Source organism: Mucilaginibacter corticis (assembly GCF_007558865.1).
In the GTDB taxonomy this organism is placed as follows: domain Bacteria; phylum Bacteroidota; class Bacteroidia; order Sphingobacteriales; family Sphingobacteriaceae; genus Mucilaginibacter; species Mucilaginibacter corticis.
This window is the reverse complement of record NZ_VLPK01000001.1, coordinates 114609-132086: the sequence shown is the minus strand read 5'-3', so window position 1 is coordinate 132086 and position 17478 is coordinate 114609. Positions and strand designations below refer to the sequence as shown.

The window sequence follows — 17478 nt, the reverse complement described above, 5'->3', positions numbered from 1 at the left end:
CATAGTACTATAATAATTGTTTATGTTTGCATTAAATAATTGAACATTAGCTCATTTTAATAAAATACACAATGAAAAATTTAAAGATCACAGTAGCGCTATTAAGCTTTGTAGCTATGATAACAGCTTGCGGCAGACCTGGCAGGCATGTAGTTATTTCTGAAGATGATGGTAACGGCGGTGTTAAAATTGAATACGTGGGCCGTACTTATTTTAGTGACGACAGCACCGAAATTACACGCATTACGCCAAACGGCTTTGCAAAGTATGAAAAAGACGGTCAGTCTTTAATTGCTTCGCGTGATGGCCATGGCGATATTACTTACCAAATAAACGGTAACGAAAAACAAAGACATTTAAGCAATACGGATAAAGTATTTTTAACGAAAGTCTTTAAGGATATGATAAAACGCGGCCATTACAACGACTGAAATATTTAGCAGTAAACAGGTTAATCCCTGTTGGTTGGTTTGGGTGGAGCAGGGGGAGTTGAGGTAATTTCGCCAAATTCATTTACATAAGCCATCATACTGTCCAGGTCGCCACTTGTTGGGTTGTCTTTACGATCCTGTTTACGTTGTGCTTTATCTTCTTTCTTTTTTTGACGATTTTTTTCTAATTGTTTTTTCATGAAAGTTGCTTGGGATTTAGCCATAGGGTACGTGGGTTTTAGTGAATAAAAAAAGCATCCCGGTAAATCGGGATGCCTTTACGATTATGCCGCAAGGTACGCATAATACAGCGGTATATTTATTTACGGCGGTATTAATTGATGTTTGTACTATGAACAGGTAGCATAATGATTATTCAGCTTAATCATTAACTTTACTTTTACAAGTTATAAACCGCAATACTTTTTCATGAAAATTATATCACAGTTAGTAATAGCCTGTGTTTTGCTATGCGCAACTATTAGTGTAAAGGCAGCGCCGGTTGGCGATAAAGAAATAATTATACAGGACGATTCGCTATTAGTTGCTTTTGATGCTAATAATGGTGCGCTGGTCCGGATGGAACGTAAATCAACCCATTGGTTAATTGAAAAGCGTGCAGAATTAGGTGCTACTTTCAGGATGTTGGTACCGTTGCCAAATCAAAGAAGTAACTATGTATCAGGACAGGGCCAACCCGCCCACGTAGAAAAAATATCAGAACACGAAGTACGGATACATTGGGATAAACTTACAAGCGATCATGGTGGTGTACTACCCATGAAATTTACCGGAATTGTAACACTAAATAATGGTGAACTCACTTTTAATGCCTCACTCGAAAATAATTCAAACCTTACTGTCGAAACGATAGACTATCCTTATTTAGGTGATTTTAACCGGCCGGCCCCCACATCACCAATGCAGGTAAAAACGATGTGGTATGGTAACCTGGAATCGGTAGAGCTGTTCCCTAATTTTGGTAATGACAAAGGTTACTGGGGCACATTTACCGCTATGAAAACCTTCGACTCGAACCGGAGCATATTTTGTTTGATCCAGGCACCTGATCAGGGTATGTACGTGGAGATGAAAGACCCTTATCAGCAATACCTGCTGCAATTTACTTTCGTACAAAATCCCGGTGTGGAACAATCTGTTAACGCACCGGTACCCAATACCGATGAGATTGACGGGCATGCGGTAAATCTTGAATTCAGGACATGCCATTTCGTGTTTGCCCATCCGCATACCAACATTAACCTGGTGCCCGTGGTCATGAAATGTTATACCGGCGATTGGCACGCAGGTGTTGACATGTATAAACAATGGCGCAATACCTGGTTCAAAGCACCCCATACACCGGGCTGGATAAACGATGTGCATTCGTGGTTTCAACTGCAGATCAGCTCGCCTGAACAAGATTACAGGGTCAAATACAAGGATATTGTTCAATACGGAAAAGAATGTGCTGATAATGGCGTAGGCGCCATACAATTGGTAGGCTGGAATGAGGATGGGCAAGACGGAGGGGACCCCAGTCAAAACACAGACCCGGGATTAGGTACAAAAGAAGAATTGAAAGCATCCATAGCTAAAATTCAGGCGATGGGTGTTAAAATGATCATGTTCGGCAAGCTAAACTGGGCAGATAAAACTAAAGACTGGTATAAGAAAGAACTTTACAAATACGCAGCTACCGATCCTTATGGCATCCCTTATGAACATGGCGGTTACAGTTACTACACACCTACGCAATTGGCCGGCATAAACACCCGCCGCCGGGCAGTAATGGATTTTGTAAGTCCTGAATATCGCAACTTAATTACCAAAGAGTTTCAAAAACTACTTGACCTTGGCGGTTCGGGCTGGTTGTTTGATGAGAACTGCCATCATGGCCCTGTTAAATATAGTTTTGCCGCAGATCACGGCTACACCGCGCCGGGGTATATTTATGGCGGCGATATGCCTTTGGCGTCACAACTGCGCGCGGCTGCGGATAAGATCAGTCCTGATTTTCTGTTTGCCGGAGAGGGGCATATGGATTGGTTGATGCAGTACTATTCAACCTCGTACTTCCGGATAAATGGCGGTTCAATACCTGTATGCAGATACCTTGATCCGCAAGCTCCTTTAATAGTTGCTGTAAACGGTTTTGACGACCGCGAAATGCTGAACCTGATCTTGATGGATCGGTACATTATCAGTTATGAACCCTATAACTTTAAAGGCCATATTACTGATTTTAAAATGACGCTTGATTATGGAAAGAAAATTGATGCGTTGCGTAAACGCTACAAAGCTTATCTATGGGATGGGGTATTTCACGATACATTAGGCGCGACAGTATCTGCCAACGGCGATCATAAATATTCGGTATTTACAACATCAACCGGGAAAAGAGCAGTGGTACTGGTTAACCCTGTACGTAAAACAGTTAACTGCAAAGTGAGCCTGCCTAACCAAGGGAAATTGGTTTTGGTATCACCAGAAAACCAGGACGAAACTGCTACCGATGGTAACGTTGAAGTTCCGCCAAGATCAGCAGTGGTGGTGATGGAACAATGATTTTTGAGGGACCGTACGCTTTGTTATTTAATATGCTTTTTAACAATAGCAGTAAGGTCTGCTACGTCAAAAGGCTTTCGCAAATAATCGTCGGCTAAACCGGCTACGGCTATTTCCTTAATGTTGCTTACTGCAGATATAATAATAACCGGAATGTGGCTGGTTGCCGGATTGCTTTTTAGTTCGCGGCTAAGCTGCTCGCCATTGGCATCGCTTTTCCACTCGGTGAGCCAGTTATCCAATAATATCATATCGGGGGCAAGCTCATTTACAGATCTCAAAATTTTTGAATCTTCCGAAGCGGTCACATCATAACCATCTTCCTGCAAAACATAAACAATAGATTCTCTAATGTCTTTATCATCCTCAATTATTAATATCTTTTTGGCCATTGTAGTGTTAGGTAATAATACAACAACAAATAAGCATATGCTTTTTGTTTTACTCTACAGTAAATTTTAGTTTAATTATGACCAATAAGACAGAAATATGATGAATAGCGGCCGTTTAAAAAGCTTTGCTGTGGTAGCAAATGCGGCAACGTGGCTCGTAGCTATCCTTTTCGCCTAACAATACTTTTTCTTTGCTGGGCACTAAACGGTATGAATATAGCGCCGGGTTGCCACACCTTACGCATACAGCATGTACTTTAGTTACTGATTCGGCAATGGCCATAAGCGTAGGCATGGGGCCGAATGGGCGGCCTTTAAAATCCATGTCCAGCCCTGCAATAATTACCCTGATGCCTTTATTAGCAAGCGTTGTACATACATCAGGCAATTTATTGTCAAAAAACTGGGCTTCGTCAATGCCTACAACCTGCGCGTGGCCGGCAAGTAGTAGTATCTCTGCCGATTTATTTACGGGAGTTGACGCGGCTGCGGTAGCGTTGTGCGATACCACGTCATTATCGTCATAACGGATATCAAGCTTTGGCTTAAAGATCTTAACGCTTAGTTTGGCATAGCGGGCACGGTTAATCCGTCTTATTAATTCTTCGGTCTTGCCGGAGAACATCGACCCGCAAATAACCTCAATACCACCACCGCTTTCATTTTTTCGCCTAAAAATATCTTCGGTGAGCTGCATTGGTAAACTTTTTGTAAACGTCTAATATCAGAATTTAATGCTTAATTTTGATAAGCAAATTTTCTATAGTATTGTAATGAAGCAATTAGAGGTATTTCATAAAATAGGTGGCATAATAAAAGAGCTTAATGACCAATATAAATACATTGAAGCTAATCCTGACAATTTAAACGATCTTGAACTGGAGCTGTTTGTGGCAAACGCTCATTTTCTGGCAGACCATGCCGAAATACTAAGCAAGCTTAACCAGCGAAATAAGCTTGACAGACCCGTTCAGCCACCTGCAGAGCCAAAACAGCCCGTTGAGCCTGAAAAACCGAAAGAGCCTGCACCTATAGTAAAAAAGTTTTTTGAACCCGTAGTACAACAACCCAAACGTGAGCCGCAGCCCGAAGCCGAAAAGACCAACGCTGCTACACATGACGAAGCTGTAGCTCATATTGATCTTTCGGCAACAACACCAAAGGATAGTTATTCATTTGTAAGAGAAGAACCCGAAGTGATCAGGCATGAACTGGTGGTGGATGAGTCTGATTATGAGGACGAAGAAGTAACAGAAGATATAGCCGAAGAAGTAATAGAAGAACCGGCCCCCGCCGCACCTGAACCCGTAAAGCCGGCACTGGTTGTACCCGAAGTAAAAGTTGAAGAAGTTAAGCCTGTTGAGCAACCTAAAGCGCCGGTTATGGAAGTTGTTAAGCCGGTAGTAAAAAACGACGAGATAGCTAAAGAAAAAGAAGAGGTATTAACCATTAATCAAAGGATATCGGCACAAAGGGCCGCTGCTGCTACTATCACTGAGCAAGCCGGTACGCAGGGCATAGCCAATCTTAAACAGGCCATTACTTTAAATGACAAACTGCTTTATATTAAAGACCTGTTTAATGGTTACAGCCTTGCTTACAGCGAAGCTATTGAGATATTGAATCGCTTTAACTCGTTTGAAGAAGCTAACCGGTTTTTGACTAAAAACTATACAGTTAAAAATAATTGGGACAGTAAACCCGACACCGCCAACAAGTTTTTTGAACTGCTGAAAAGGCGCTATGCTAATTAGCGATCAGAGGTTAGTTACACTGGTGATATCCTAAATACGCTTAGTAATCTCCCCCTTTAGGGGGCAGGGGGGTTACGCGTAGATCATACCCATCCTGTTCGAGTCTAGTTTGATCAGGATGAACAGCATTACGGTAAAGCTTAACAGCGACGAGCCGCCATAACTGATCAGCGGCAGCGGGATACCTATTGACGGTACAATACCAATGGTCATGCCGATATTGATCACCACGTGAAAGAATATGACAGATGCCACCCCATAGGCGTAAATGCGCGAGAAGGGTGATCGTTGCCGCTCGGCGATGTAGATGATCCGTAACACCAAAAACAGGTAAAGCCCTAATACTACTACAGATCCGGCGAAACCGAATTCCTCGCCAACAGTACAGAATATAAAGTCGGTGCTTTGCTCAGGCACAAACTTGTACTTGGTTTGTGTGCCCTGCATGTACCCTTTGCCCCAGAGTTTGCCCGAGCCAATGGCTATTTTTGACTGGTTAACATTATACCCTTTACCATGCGGATCACTTTCAATACCTAATACAATATCTATACGCTCTTTTTGGTGATGCTTTAATACTTTGGTGTAAAGAAACTGAACGCTTAAAACAAAGGTTATCAATATACCGGCACCAATAAGCAGCGTCATCATAAGTTTTCGGTTACGCCTGAATAGCAGGATGATTGCGATGGTAATCACTATAATGCTCCCGATAATTAATGGCAGGTTATTGAGTTTAAGCGTCAGCACAAATAAGGTGATGAACAGCCCTTCCAGAATCAGAAAATAAGGCGATAGACCCTCTCGGTATAACACAAACAGCAACGAGCTAAATACCAGGGTCGACCCGGCATCGGGCTGAAGCAGAATAAGTATCATCGGGAAAAAGATGATCCCTGCCGCGATAGCAAATGATCGGATCTCGGTTACTTTAACATTAGTTCCGCTTAAATATCGTGCTAACAGCAGGCAGGTAGCAAATTTGGCAAACTCAGAAGGTTGCAGCCTGAAGCCACCGGGTAGCGGGATCCACGCCTGGTTACCACCAACATTGCGCCCAACCACCAGTACTAATAATAGCAACACAGTAGTGATGCCATATATAGCAGGGGCCAGGGCAGAGAGAAAGCGGCTTTCCAGCAATAAGATAAATATGCCCAGCACAATAGCCACTATCACAAATACAAACTGCTTGCCGTAATTGGTGTCCAGATCAACAATAGATGCATTCTTAGGGTCAAACACGGCCGAGTGGATGCTGAGTACACCAATAGTGCAAAGTGCCAAGTAGATAAGCACCGTTAGCCAGTCTACATTAAAAAAGAAACTGCGTTGCTGGTTACTCATCGTCTTTAGGTTTTAACGCTGACAAATAATTTGTTCCGGCAGGTTTGTGATTCTTGTTTGTTGCCGATTTGGTGGCTTGCGCTTTCTTGATAGAGTCAATCCTTGCCTGGCGGATGCTATCCCGGCGCAATTGCTTTTTCTGCTGCTTGATATATATTGAAATATCAGGCATCAGGTCGGCATTCATATAACGTTGCGGATCAATCCCTGACGGACGAGCAGTAATACTGTCGCGCAAATATTTTTCAACCATAAAGCTGGCGATAGGAGCGGCCCAACTGGCGCCCTGGCCGCCATTTTCGACCACAACGGCTATAGCAATTTTGGGGTTCTCCCTGGGGGCAAATGCCACGAATACAGAATTGTCTACGCCATTTACCTGCGCCGTTCCGGTTTTACCACACATTATTATACCGGGTATTTTTGAAGTTACAGCGGTGCCGCGTTCAACCACAGCCTGCATACCATCAATTACTGGTTCAAAGTATTGCGGGTCAACACCCACATAATTTTTAACAGTATATTCTGATTTAATCACCTGCCTTTCACCGATTGATTTGATCAGGTGCGGTTTGTAATAAAATCCATGATTGGCAATAGTAGCTTCAATATTGGCCAGTTGCAATGGCGTAGCACCCAGCTCGCCCTGGCCAATACCCAGCGATATTACTGTACTTGAACGCCAGCCACCTTTATGGTACATTTTATCATAAAACGATGCCTTAGGCAAAAGCCCGGTGCCTTCACTTGGCAGATCAAGATCAAGTTTGCTACCAAGGCCAAACTTAGCCACATTATCGCGCCATGATGTAAAGGCAGAATCTGTTTGTTTGGGGCCCAGGCGGTTTATCAGTTTCTCAAACACCATATCAAAATACCCATTGCATGATTCGGCTATGGCACTTGCCAGGTTAACTGTACCATGCTGCTCGCCGTGAAAGCATTTTATCCGGCGGTTCCCTGCTATATAATAGCCCGGGCAATTATATGTGGTTTGAGGTGTGATAATGCCCTCTTCCATGGCTATCAAAGCGCTTAGCGGCTTAAATGACGATCCTGGAGGATAGCTGGCCTGTATCGGACGTATAAAAAATGGCTGATAAGGGTCGTCGTTCAGTTTACTATAATTGACGCTGCGGTCATGCCCTACCAACAGGTTAGGATCATAGCTTGGGGTGCTTACAAATGCCAATATCTCGCCGGATGATGGCTCTATCGCAACAATACTGCCTGCCTTGTGCTGCATCAGCTTCTCGCCAAGCTTTTGCAAATGCAGATCAAGGGATGAGGTTAGTTTTTCGCCCGAAACGACCTGTGTATCAAAAGCACCATTTGCATAGGAGCCCATTTGTGCACCCCTTGAGTCTACCAGCATATTTTTTATACCGAGATGCCCGCGTAAAACATTTTCATAAGCTTTTTCAACACCGGATATGCCGATATAATCTCCCAAATGATAATATCCTCCTGATTTGGCAATGATGTTATCATTTACCTCGCCGATATAACCAAGAAACTGAGCTGCTATAGAGTCGGGGTAACTGCGGATAGGGTGAAGGCCGCTCCTGAAACCGGGAAACTCCGATAGTCGTTCCTGCAACGATGCGTATAATTGTGGGGATAATTGTTTCTCGAACGGCGATGGCAGGTTTGGAGAATACTTTCTTGCTTTAGCTAAACGTTTATCAAATTCGGCTTTGTCAATTCCCAGCAGTTTGCAAAATGCTAATGTATCAAAAGCTTTAACTTCTTTGGGTGTAACGTTTACGTCGTAAACGAGCGCGTTGGTAACTAATATTTTTCCGTTACGGTCAAGAATAGTGCCGCGTGCGGGATACTGAATAAACGGGCGAATGACATTTTTATTAGCATATAATGCATACCTGTCATCAATAATCTGGATGTAGAATAAGCGGCCAAGCAGCACCAGTATAAGGGTGATGAATATGCCGCCGATAATATACCTCCGTTCAAAATACTGGTTCATTTACGCTCTTTATTTTTATAAAATAACAGGCCCGAAATAAGTATCAAAAATATGGTAAATATTGAACTTAACAGCGCACGCGCAAGTGTATACTGTATTTCTGTGAACCTGAATACTTCCAGTATAAACAGAAAAAAATGATGAAATAAAGTAAGAATAAGCGTGTAGGTAAAAAACCACCTGAACCCCATCAGACTGAACGTAGGCTCGGGCTCGTTGTCAAAGCCTTCTTTTTGTACGGTGATGCTAATGAACAACACTCTTACAAATGCCAGTAGCACACAAGCCATGGCGTGCAGCCCCGGTGTATCGTAAAAAGCATCAATTGTTAAACCTAAAATAAATGCCAATGGAAACAGCAACAGGTTAGGAGTTTCAAAAGGCAATAACAGAATAAACAGAATATACAGGTACGGCGTAGAAAGGCCATACAAACTGATATTCTTGAGCAGGAACACCTGTATAAACACCAGGGCTATAAACCTGAGCAAATTAAGGAGGATCACTCTACTCATCTTTTTTCTGCTGGGCCTCCAGTCCCAATTGCTCTGCAGCAAACTTGTTATCTACCACATAAACGTACTGTAGTTTGCTAAAATCAACGGCAATGGTTACATCCATATTCAGGAATGAACCTTTTGCAGTTTTTGAGTGCAGGTTTGATATTTTGCCGATAGGAACGCCCGCCGGAAATAAAGACAGATCAGACGTTACCACCATCTCTCCTAATTTTGGTGAGGCGCTGTTTGAAACATCATACAACAAACCTGCGTGCGGGTCCAGATTATCGCTCCAGGTAAATGAGCCCAGGTCCTTTGTGCCGGCTAAAGCCGCGCTGATAATGGTTTCTTTATGTAACAGGGATTGTATGATCGAAAAATGGTCGCCCACAAAAACAATTTTACCCACAACACCCTGCGGGCAAATTACACCCATGCCCTTGGCTATGCCTGCACGGCTGCCTTTGTTAATGGTGATGTAATTATTACGGCGATTAACAGAGTTGTTGATAACAGCGGCATCTATATACTCATACTGCTGCTTGTAAATGGTATCGTTTACCTTATGTTTGGCAACAGAGTCAACATAATAAGAGGCTTTAAGTTGTCCGCGCAGTCTGGCGTTTTCAAGCGAAAGACTGTCATTTACCTCGCGCAAAGAGATATAACTTTTTAACTGATCAACACGGGCATATAAATTGCCGGTAACCTGGTTGGTGCTGTTAATAAAAGTGGCCTTTTGAAAAGAGTTGTATTTAACGTAGATAATGAGCGCAGTAACCTCAAATATAATGAACAGAAAAAACGCGTTGTACTTGGTAATGAAGATTAACAGGTTACGCATGGTTTGAAGTTAGAGTCAAGAGTCAAGAATCAAAAGACAAGATAATTAAAGTAAAATCTACTTCTTGATTCTTGGCTCTTGATTCCTGCTTCTAAAATTACTGCATTAAAAATTTAAAATTACCAATATTTTTAAGCGCGGTACCAGTTCCGCGTACTACGGCGCGTAGCGGGTCTTCAGCAACGTGAACAGGCAGTTTGGTTTTGGCAGAGATCCTTCTGTCTAAACCGCGTAACAACGCGCCGCCACCGGTTAAATATATACCGGTTTGATAAATATCAGCAGAAAGCTCAGGTGGCGTGATCTCCAGTGCTTTTAATATCGCTTCTTCAATTTTTGAAATTGATTTGTCTAAGCAGTGTGCAATTTCTGTGTATGATACCATGATCTGTTTGGGTACACCGGTCATCAAGTCGCGGCCCTGTACGGCAAAATCAGATGGCGGATCGCTCAATTCAGGCAATGCAGCACCAACTTCGATCTTAATTTTCTCAGCAGTACGGTCGCCTATCATGATGTTATGCTGGCGACGGATATATTGAACAATATCAGAGTCAAAGTTATCTCCCGCTACGCGGATAGACTGGTCGCACACGATACCTGACAAGGCAATAACTGCGATCTCGGTAGTACCACCACCGATATCAATGATCATGTTACCCATTGGCTCTTCTACGTCTATACCAATACCTACTGCTGCTGCCATAGGCTCGTGGATCAGGTAAACCTCTTTAGCGCCGGCAATCTCGGCCGAGTCGCGCACGGCACGTTTCTCAACCTCGGTAATACCTGAAGGGATACAGATTACCATACGTAACGATGGGAAGAACCATCCTTTGCCCTGGTTGATCATTTTTATCATCCCGCGTATCATGTGCTCGGCAGCGTTAAAGTCGGCAATTACACCGTCTTTAAGTGGCCTTACCGTGCGGATATTGTCGTGGGTTTTACCTTCCATTTGCATGGCCTGGCGCCCAATGGCAATGACTTTATTAGTGGTGCGGTCAAAAGCTACTATTGATGGTTCATCAACAACAACTTTATCATTATGTATAATGAGGGTATTTGCGGTACCTAAATCTATAGCGATCTCTTGTGTAAAAAAATTAAATAAGCCCATTTCTCTTTTGCTTCAAAATAATTTGCAAAGTTGATAAAATTTGTTGACTAAGTTGCATTAAGTTAAATAGTTGATCGGTTTATTTTAAAAATATTAAAAAAATGCCAATCGCATACACAACAACGCTTAACCCTGTAACAATAGTGTTGATTGATGATAACTAATCTCTAATCAGCTAATCCCCAATCACTAAAAATTAGTGTTTAAAGTGACGGATACCTGTAGTAACCATGCTAATACCTTTTTGGTTAGCCATATCAACAGACAACTGATCTTTGATAGATCCACCCGGCTGTAAAACAGCTGTGATGCCGGCATCTGCAGCAATTTCTACACAATCAGGGAATGGAAAAAACGCTTCTGATGCCATAACTGCTCCTTTTACATCAAAACCAAATGCTTCGGCTTTTGCTAAAGCCTGCCTTAAGGCATCTACGCGCGATGTTTGACCTACTCCACTTGCCAGCATCTGGTTATTTTTAACCAACACAATAGCGTTTGATTTGGTGTTTTTTGTGATCTTATTAGCAATGAACAGATCTTTTAATTCCTGTTCGCTCGGTTGGCGCTCAGTTACAGTTTTCATCTCGGCCGGGCCTTCAATCACCAGGTCCTTGTCTTGCTCAATAACACCGTTTAACAATGTTTTGAACTGTTTTTGCGGCAATTCAACCGGTTGGCGTATCAAAATGATGCGTCCTTTGCGTGCAGTAAGGATTTTCACAGCCTCATCTGTATAGGCAGGTGCAATCAGTACTTCGTAAAATAATTTATCTATCTCAGCAGCAGTCTCAGCATCTATTTCTGTATTGGTAATGATCACACCACCGAAAGCTGAAACCGGATCGCAAGCTAAAGCATCTATCCAGGCTTCTTTAATAAACTGGCGGGTGGCTACGCCACACGCATTAGTATGTTTTAATATGGCTACTGTTGGCTCGGTAAATTCGTCTATCAGTGCTACAGCAGCATCAACATCAACAAGGTTATTATAAGAAAGCTCTTTACCCTTTTCGCTCAGGCTGTTAAACATAGCATCAAGATTACCATAAAAAGTGCCTTGTTGATGCGGGTTTTCGCCGTAACGTAAAGTTTTGCTGGTTTGTATGCTTTGCTTAAATACCGGCAGGGGTTCTTCCTGGTTAAAATATTGGAAGATGGCAGTATCGTAATTTGATGTAATGTTAAATGCTTTATGCGCGAATTTTTTACGCTGATCAATAGTGGTTACACCATCCTGCGTTTTTAATATTTCAGCAAGCTCAACATAATCATCTTTTGATGCCAGGATCACCACATCTTTAAAATTCTTCGCAGCCGCGCGGATCAATGAGATGCCGCCGATGTCAATCTTTTCGATCACATCATCATGTCCCGCGCCTGAAGCTACAGTTTCTTCAAACGGGTAAAGGTCAACTATCACCAGGTCAATTTCCGGGATCTCATATTGTACCAGTTGGCGTTTGTCGCTGTCGTTATTTCTGCGGGCCAATATGCCGCCAAATACTTTAGGGTGCAGCGTTTTTACACGGCCGCCTAAGATAGATGGGTAAGAGGTAAGGTCCTCAACTGCAATAACCTCAACCCCAAGGCTGCGGATAAAAGTTTCGGTACCACCGGTTGAGTATATGTTTACTCCGAGACGGCTTAATTCTTGAATGATTGGCTCCAGGTTATCTTTATAGTAAACTGAAATAAGGGCATTTTTAATTGCAACAGACTGGCTCATTTGCGGGAAAATTTTGAGCCGCAAAGGTATGAAATACAGATTAGAGATTAGAGATTGAGGATCAGTTTTTTTAAGAAAAATGAAAGTCGACGATTTTTGATTTTACCGGGCTTTTTTTACAATTAATATCACGGTGAATTGTGCCTGTATAATTGTTTACTTTAACACTGAAAATATAATTTTATTCTATCATTACTTTAACCAACTTTGGATAAACCAAATCATATTGAAGATGAAACTGATTAAAGTAATACCAAAAATATTCTACTCGGATATTAAAGATGGCCTTGATCTTTTTATAGATGTACTTGGCTTTGAAGTGAAATATTGTGAACCCAAACCGGCATTCTACATTATTGACCGTGATGGGGTGACAATTTCTTTAGTTGAGGATGATGAATACGCGCAAAAGGATCGTCCTGAAATAAGAATAGCTACCGATGATATTGACACGCTGTATAACGAACTTGCCGCGAAGGAAATAAAATTGTTTCATCCCAACTTATCCCGAGTAAAGTTACAGCCCTGGGGTTTAAAAGAGTTTGCGTTGCTTGATAAAAGCCATGTTTGCGTTATTGTGCAGCAATCTACTTAATGTGGAATATTACACTTCAGTAAACTCAAGATCTTTTCCATAAGTTTCGTCAAGTAGCCAGGCAGCAGTGATACCGGTAACAAATATAATTAAGCCGGTTACCCATCCCCCTGTTAAATAATTGCCAAAAAGTTCGCGGGTAAATTTAAACAGCAATATCATTAAAGGCAGCGTGCCCCTAACCATATTGGGTATGCTTATCCCAGCCGATGCGCGCAGATTGGTGCCAAATTGCTCAACGCTGCTGGTAATGTACACTACATTTAAACCGGCACCATATCCCAGTCCCGCGCAAATAAAGTAAAACCAGCCCGGAGTGCCGCCGTGTTGTAAAAAGTAAAGTACGGTAAATACCATAGCTATACCGTAAAATATAAATAGCGTCTTTTTGCGGCTTCGTAAGCGCTGGCTAAGCCAGCCAACACTAAAATCTCCGGCGGCAATGGCCATGTAAAGATACATGATAGCAAAGCCCGGCTCAACTCCGTTTATCCCCATTGCCTTACCAAACTGATCAGAAAAAGTAACCAAAATACCAATGATGTACCAAACCGGCAGCCCTATCAGGATACATTGCATATATTTTGCAAAGCGGTTACGATCATTAAAAAACATCAGGAAGTTGCCTTTGGTTGTTTCGCCCAGTTGCGCCTCTTTAAACAATGTGCTTTCCTGCACCTGGATCCGCATGAGTAATAATATCAGCCCAAGTGCGCCGCCTACATAATAACATGCCCGCCAGTCAACCATCTTACTGATCATTGATGCCGCCACCACGCCAAACAGGCCAAAGCCCGCAATAAAACCTGCAGCGGTGCTGCGTTTTTCTTTGGGTAACAATTCGCTCACTAAGGTTATTCCCGCACCTAATTCGCCGGCAAGGCCAACACCGGCAATAAACCGTAATAGGATATATTGATTTAAGGTTACTACCATACCGTTTAAAATATTGGCAATAGAATAGAGCAATATAGATCCAAAGAGAACCTTAAGCCTTCCTTTTTTATCGCCCAATATGCCAAAGATGATACCGCCTATCACCATGCCTATCATTTGTATGCTGATCAGCAATTCGCCTTTTGATAATACCTCAGCAGGGTTTAAGCCAAGCGAAGCCAGGCTGGGTTTACGAATGATTGCAAATAATAACAGATCATAAGTATCAACAAAAAAACCAAGTGCGCTAACAATTACGGCAAGCTGGAAGATGCTGGTGGACGGTTTTTGGGGCATGAAGATTAATAGTAAACAGGTTTAACTTTCAGCAGGCTAATATATTTATTTTAACCGATTGTAGGGGCGCAATACTTTGCGTCTTTAATAAACAGGTAAAACAAAAAGAGACACAATGTATTGTGTCTCTACGATCAATATATTATTGAGTTAACAATTAACTCTTCATCTTTTTTAGCAAATTCTCGATCACTTTGGGGAAGTGCTGATGTTCTAACTGCTGGACTTTAAATTTTACCATTTCAAGATTGTCGCCCGGCTCAATTTTAAATTTCGACTGGTGGATGATCTCACCTTCATCAAACTGCGCATTAGCAAAATGAATGGTAATGCCTGATTCTTCTTCGCCATTGGCTAAAACGGCCTTGTGTACATTATCGCCATACATGCCTTTGCCGCCGTATTTTGGTAACAGGGCAGGGTGCAGGTTAATGATTTTATTAGGGAAAGCTGCCAGTAAAGTTTGCGGAACCAGCCATAAAAAGCCGGCCAGTACGATCAGGTCTACCTGCAGGGTTTTAAGCATGCGGATGATATCATCCGTTTCATAAAACTCCTGACGGGTAAAAATATGCGATGGGATCTCAAAATTATCAGCCCGTTGTAACACGTAAGCCTGCGCGTTGTTAGTAAGCACCAATACTACTTCAGCTTCTGTACTGCGTTTAAAATGCTCCATTATTTTCTGAGCATTTGATCCTGATCCCGAAGCAAAAATGGCTATTCGTTTTTTCAAAACTGCGAAAGAGAGTTAGTTACGACCCAAATATAAAGCTTTACTAAAATTAATTACTATTGTACCGCAGTTTTTTGCTTAATAAAGCCATACCGCAAAACTGTACGCTTTTTGCTGCTTACAAAGTTTTGTATATCCCCGGTTATTAATACCAGCGAATAATCGCCCGCGTTAAAGATCTGCGCATAGCTAAACGGCTTTGAAGTACCGGTTGCCGTTGTGTCCTTGCAAACTATATCGCAGTTTAAAAAGAGGCGGTTTGGCGTTAAACTCCAGTGCCCAACGGCAGTTGGCTGCTTTACACAATTGAAATTTTTGTAGGTACAGGTATTATCTAAATTAAATTTAAGCACTTGGGGCGAATCGCATACAGTATTATAGGTTGTATCCAGTTTTATCGTATCACCAACAGTGGTAGTTACCCTTACTGATGATAATTGCCAGTTCCCCGCCGACAAGGTTATTGCTATAGAATCCTGTTTGTCTTTTTTACAGGAATTGATAAATAGCCCCGTTAATATTAACGCTGTTATAATTAGATATAGTGATTTGTGTTTCATTTAACTGACAGCAAAAATAAAAATTAACGGTTATGGATAACTAACCTGTGGCAATTATAACTGTTTTAAATCAGTATTATTTTATTAGCAGCTATATTTGCTCTATGCGGATACCTTTTGAAGAACTAAAAGCCGAGTTTAACAGGGTCTTGATTAAACTTGATTTCCCAACAAATAAAGCTGACTTATGCGCGCAGGTTTTTGCAGAAAACAGTCGCGACGGTGTTTATACGCACGGGCTTAATCGTTTCCCTACGTTTGTAAGGTATATCAAAGAGGGTGTGATCAAAGCGCATAACCAACCAACTTTGATAAATGCATTTGGCGCTTTAGAGCAATGGGATGGTAACCTGGCGCCAGGTATTATCAACGCCCTTTTTTGTATGGACAGAGCTATCAGCCTTGCTAAAGATAACGGGATAGGTTGCGTAGCTATCCGGAATACTAACCACTGGATGCGCGGTGGTACTTACGGCTGGCAAGCGGCTGATGCCGGTTACATTGGCATTAACTTTACTAATACTATAGCCAATGTAGCTCCTTCGGATGGCACTACGCCAACTTTAGGTAATAACCCTTTGGTAATTTCAGTGCCGCGCAAAGGCGGGCATGTGGTGTTGGATATGGCCATTTCTCAATTCTCAATAGGTAAAATACTACAGTACCAAAGTTATGGCGAACAGCTACCTGTTCCCGGCGGATATGATAATGAAGGTAATTTAAGTACTGACCCAACAGCTATTCTCGACTCAAAGCGGGTGTTGCCCATCGGGTTTTGGAAAGGCTCGGGCCTGACTATGGTGCTTGACCTGCTGGCAACTATCCTGAGCCAGGGCAAATCGGTAAAGCAAATTACCGGGCAGGGGATGGAGTTTGGCGTGTCGCAGGTGTTTATAGCCATTAAACCACAATCAGGCCAGCAGACGGATGGCCTGATCGAAGAGATCTTAAATTTTACAAAAAGCAGCAAACTGGCTGATGCTGATAAAGCAGTTTCTTATCCCGGCGAGAATACTTTAAAGACCCGTAAAAGAAATTTGAAAGAGGGTGTGTTGGTTGATGAACGGATTTGGAATGAGGTTAAGAGCTTCTGATAAGTCTATTCATCAGATACATCACGCTCAACTTTCCAAATATCAGGATTTCTACTAGTATGAAGCACGGCTAAAATAACTATTAGATTATCCTTGTCATTAACACTGTAGTGAATCATAAATGGAAATACCTCTAAAACGGCAGTTCGTACATCGTCATATCTAACTACAGATATAAAAGGATCTTGCTTAAGGTGATTAACTTTTTGACGAACCTCGGTTGTAAATCTTTTACCAAGTCCGTTTTGCTTGCCGTTATACCAGGTTGCCGCCTCTTTAATATCTAATTTGGCAGGAGGTAAAATGATAGCCTTGTACATTACAAATCGCGCTCAATATCATCAATTGCTAAATCAAAGCTAATACTGTTATCGGGATTGCTTTTATAATCTTCGTTTCGTTTTCTAACCAAATTAATATGCCAGTCTGGAATATTAATTCCTTCTTGCTCAATTCCCTTAAACTTGCTTTTTAACTCATTCCACTCTTTAATAGGAATATATACTCCTGTTGTTTTACCGGTGCTGTCTGATATAAATTGCAGGTTCATGACTGTAAATTAAAATTGTAACTTAATCAAAAATACGA

Annotated in this window: 19 protein-coding genes; 5 read left to right on the top strand and 14 right to left on the bottom strand. The window is 42.0% G+C overall.

The features are described 5' to 3' along the window. Positions 1–71: 71 nt before the first annotated feature. Positions 72–431, top strand: a complete 360-nt coding sequence (locus FO440_RS00550; RefSeq protein WP_144246287.1) for a hypothetical protein — start codon at positions 72–74, stop codon at positions 429–431. Positions 432–451: 20 nt separating this feature from the next. On the opposite strand, the gene FO440_RS00545 is transcribed toward FO440_RS00550, so the two are convergent. Further along, positions 452–631 carry a hypothetical protein gene (locus tag FO440_RS00545; protein WP_246104144.1) on the bottom strand — a complete coding sequence of 60 codons (180 nt, stop codon included), beginning with the start codon at positions 629–631 and terminating at the stop codon, positions 452–454. Between the two features lie 229 nt (positions 632–860). Here FO440_RS00545 and FO440_RS00540 point away from each other — a divergent pair, with 229 nt between their 5' ends. Continuing rightward, positions 861–2999, top strand: a complete 2139-nt coding sequence (locus FO440_RS00540) for a DUF6259 domain-containing protein (protein ID WP_144246285.1) — start codon at positions 861–863, stop codon at positions 2997–2999. A 23-nt stretch (positions 3000–3022) separates the two neighbouring features. Here FO440_RS00540 and FO440_RS00535 read toward each other — a convergent pair whose 3' ends face one another. Further along, a complete protein-coding gene (locus FO440_RS00535; RefSeq protein WP_144246284.1) occupies positions 3023–3391 on the bottom strand; it encodes a response regulator transcription factor in 369 nt (122 codons plus the stop codon). A gap of 115 nt (positions 3392–3506) precedes the next feature. Next, the gene (locus FO440_RS00530; protein ID WP_144246283.1) at positions 3507–4088 is read right to left on the bottom strand and encodes a thymidine kinase; all 582 of its coding nucleotides are present in this window, start codon (positions 4086–4088) and stop codon (positions 3507–3509) included. 76 nt (positions 4089–4164) lie between these two features. Here FO440_RS00530 and FO440_RS00525 point away from each other — a divergent pair, with 76 nt between their 5' ends. Beyond that, on the top strand, positions 4165–5145 hold the full coding sequence (locus FO440_RS00525) for a hypothetical protein (RefSeq protein ID WP_144246282.1): 981 nt from the start codon (positions 4165–4167) through the stop codon (positions 5143–5145). 72 nt (positions 5146–5217) lie between these two features. Here FO440_RS00525 and rodA read toward each other — a convergent pair whose 3' ends face one another. The 6 genes from rodA to purH form a co-directional block, all read right to left on the bottom strand. Next, positions 5218–6492: a rod shape-determining protein RodA gene (rodA, locus tag FO440_RS00520; protein ID WP_144246281.1), complete on the bottom strand. Its 1275-nt coding sequence runs from the start codon at positions 6490–6492 to the stop codon at positions 5218–5220. Continuing rightward, positions 6485–8479 (bottom strand): penicillin-binding protein 2, encoded by a 1995-nt coding sequence (gene mrdA, locus FO440_RS00515; protein ID WP_144246280.1) that lies wholly within the window; start codon positions 8477–8479, stop codon positions 6485–6487. The genes rodA and mrdA overlap by 8 nt, the downstream gene beginning before the upstream one ends. After that, on the bottom strand, positions 8476–8994 hold the full coding sequence (locus tag FO440_RS00510) for a rod shape-determining protein MreD (RefSeq protein WP_144246279.1): 519 nt from the start codon (positions 8992–8994) through the stop codon (positions 8476–8478). The genes mrdA and FO440_RS00510 overlap by 4 nt, the downstream gene beginning before the upstream one ends. Beyond that, on the bottom strand, positions 8987–9823 hold the full coding sequence (mreC, locus tag FO440_RS00505) for a rod shape-determining protein MreC (RefSeq protein WP_144246278.1): 837 nt from the start codon (positions 9821–9823) through the stop codon (positions 8987–8989). Before mreC ends, FO440_RS00510 begins: the two co-directional genes overlap by 8 nt. Before the next feature lie 97 nt (positions 9824–9920). Further along, positions 9921–10943, bottom strand: coding sequence for a rod shape-determining protein (locus FO440_RS00500; protein WP_144246277.1), 1023 nt, complete (start codon positions 10941–10943; stop codon positions 9921–9923). A 196-nt stretch (positions 10944–11139) separates the two neighbouring features. Next, positions 11140–12672: a bifunctional phosphoribosylaminoimidazolecarboxamide formyltransferase/IMP cyclohydrolase gene (gene purH / locus FO440_RS00495; protein ID WP_144248163.1), complete on the bottom strand. Its 1533-nt coding sequence runs from the start codon at positions 12670–12672 to the stop codon at positions 11140–11142. Between the two features lie 232 nt (positions 12673–12904). On the opposite strand from purH, the gene FO440_RS00490 reads away from it, so the two are divergent. Further along, positions 12905–13267, top strand: a complete 363-nt coding sequence (locus FO440_RS00490) for a VOC family protein (protein ID WP_144246276.1) — start codon at positions 12905–12907, stop codon at positions 13265–13267. Positions 13268–13276: 9 nt separating this feature from the next. On the opposite strand, the gene FO440_RS00485 is transcribed toward FO440_RS00490, so the two are convergent. The 3 genes from FO440_RS00485 to FO440_RS00475 all read right to left on the bottom strand — a co-directional run bounded on the left by FO440_RS00485 (position 13277) and on the right by FO440_RS00475 (position 15796). After that, on the bottom strand, positions 13277–14500 hold the full coding sequence (locus FO440_RS00485; protein ID WP_144246275.1) for an MFS transporter: 1224 nt from the start codon (positions 14498–14500) through the stop codon (positions 13277–13279). 157 nt (positions 14501–14657) lie between these two features. After that, positions 14658–15236, bottom strand: a complete 579-nt coding sequence (purN, locus tag FO440_RS00480; protein WP_144246274.1) for a phosphoribosylglycinamide formyltransferase — start codon at positions 15234–15236, stop codon at positions 14658–14660. A gap of 56 nt (positions 15237–15292) precedes the next feature. Beyond that, complete coding sequence (locus FO440_RS00475) at positions 15293–15796, bottom strand: DUF5004 domain-containing protein (protein ID WP_144246273.1); 504 nt, start codon at positions 15794–15796, stop codon at positions 15293–15295. Positions 15797–15900: 104 nt separating this feature from the next. Here FO440_RS00475 and yiaK point away from each other — a divergent pair, with 104 nt between their 5' ends. After that, positions 15901–16890 (top strand): 3-dehydro-L-gulonate 2-dehydrogenase, encoded by a 990-nt coding sequence (gene yiaK, locus FO440_RS00470; protein WP_144246272.1) that lies wholly within the window; start codon positions 15901–15903, stop codon positions 16888–16890. A gap of 5 nt (positions 16891–16895) precedes the next feature. On the opposite strand, the gene FO440_RS00465 is transcribed toward yiaK, so the two are convergent. Together FO440_RS00465 and FO440_RS00460 are read right to left on the bottom strand one after the other, a co-directional pair. Beyond that, positions 16896–17210: a type II toxin-antitoxin system RelE/ParE family toxin gene (locus FO440_RS00465; RefSeq protein ID WP_144246271.1), complete on the bottom strand. Its 315-nt coding sequence runs from the start codon at positions 17208–17210 to the stop codon at positions 16896–16898. Continuing rightward, positions 17210–17440: a hypothetical protein gene (locus FO440_RS00460; protein ID WP_144246270.1), complete on the bottom strand. Its 231-nt coding sequence runs from the start codon at positions 17438–17440 to the stop codon at positions 17210–17212. Before FO440_RS00460 ends, FO440_RS00465 begins: the two co-directional genes overlap by 1 nt. Positions 17441–17478 lie beyond the last annotated feature (38 nt).

Bases quoted from the DNA above. Each gene is read 5' to 3' on its own strand.
- FO440_RS00550 (WP_144246287.1), top strand. From the start codon at position 72: ATGAAAAATTTAAAGATCACAGTAGCGCTATTAAGCTTTGTAGCTATG.
- FO440_RS00545 (WP_246104144.1), bottom strand. From the start codon at position 631: ATGAAAAAACAATTAGAAAAAAATCGTCAAAAAAAGAAAGAAGATAAA.
- FO440_RS00540 (WP_144246285.1), top strand. From the start codon at position 861: ATGAAAATTATATCACAGTTAGTAATAGCCTGTGTTTTGCTATGCGCA.
- FO440_RS00535 (WP_144246284.1), bottom strand. From the start codon at position 3,391: ATGGCCAAAAAGATATTAATAATTGAGGATGATAAAGACATTAGAGAA.
- FO440_RS00530 (WP_144246283.1), bottom strand. From the start codon at position 4,088: ATGCAGCTCACCGAAGATATTTTTAGGCGAAAAAATGAAAGCGGTGGT.
- FO440_RS00525 (WP_144246282.1), top strand. From the start codon at position 4,165: ATGAAGCAATTAGAGGTATTTCATAAAATAGGTGGCATAATAAAAGAG.
- rodA (WP_144246281.1), bottom strand. From the start codon at position 6,492: ATGAGTAACCAGCAACGCAGTTTCTTTTTTAATGTAGACTGGCTAACG.
- mrdA (WP_144246280.1), bottom strand. From the start codon at position 8,479: ATGAACCAGTATTTTGAACGGAGGTATATTATCGGCGGCATATTCATC.
- FO440_RS00510 (WP_144246279.1), bottom strand. From the start codon at position 8,994: ATGAGTAGAGTGATCCTCCTTAATTTGCTCAGGTTTATAGCCCTGGTG.
- mreC (WP_144246278.1), bottom strand. From the start codon at position 9,823: ATGCGTAACCTGTTAATCTTCATTACCAAGTACAACGCGTTTTTTCTG.
- FO440_RS00500 (WP_144246277.1), bottom strand. From the start codon at position 10,943: ATGGGCTTATTTAATTTTTTTACACAAGAGATCGCTATAGATTTAGGT.
- purH (WP_144248163.1), bottom strand. From the start codon at position 12,672: ATGAGCCAGTCTGTTGCAATTAAAAATGCCCTTATTTCAGTTTACTAT.
- FO440_RS00490 (WP_144246276.1), top strand. From the start codon at position 12,905: ATGAAACTGATTAAAGTAATACCAAAAATATTCTACTCGGATATTAAA.
- FO440_RS00485 (WP_144246275.1), bottom strand. From the start codon at position 14,500: ATGCCCCAAAAACCGTCCACCAGCATCTTCCAGCTTGCCGTAATTGTT.
- FO440_RS00475 (WP_144246273.1), bottom strand. From the start codon at position 15,796: ATGAAACACAAATCACTATATCTAATTATAACAGCGTTAATATTAACG.
- yiaK (WP_144246272.1), top strand. From the start codon at position 15,901: ATGCGGATACCTTTTGAAGAACTAAAAGCCGAGTTTAACAGGGTCTTG.
- FO440_RS00465 (WP_144246271.1), bottom strand. From the start codon at position 17,210: ATGTACAAGGCTATCATTTTACCTCCTGCCAAATTAGATATTAAAGAG.
- FO440_RS00460 (WP_144246270.1), bottom strand. From the start codon at position 17,440: ATGAACCTGCAATTTATATCAGACAGCACCGGTAAAACAACAGGAGTA.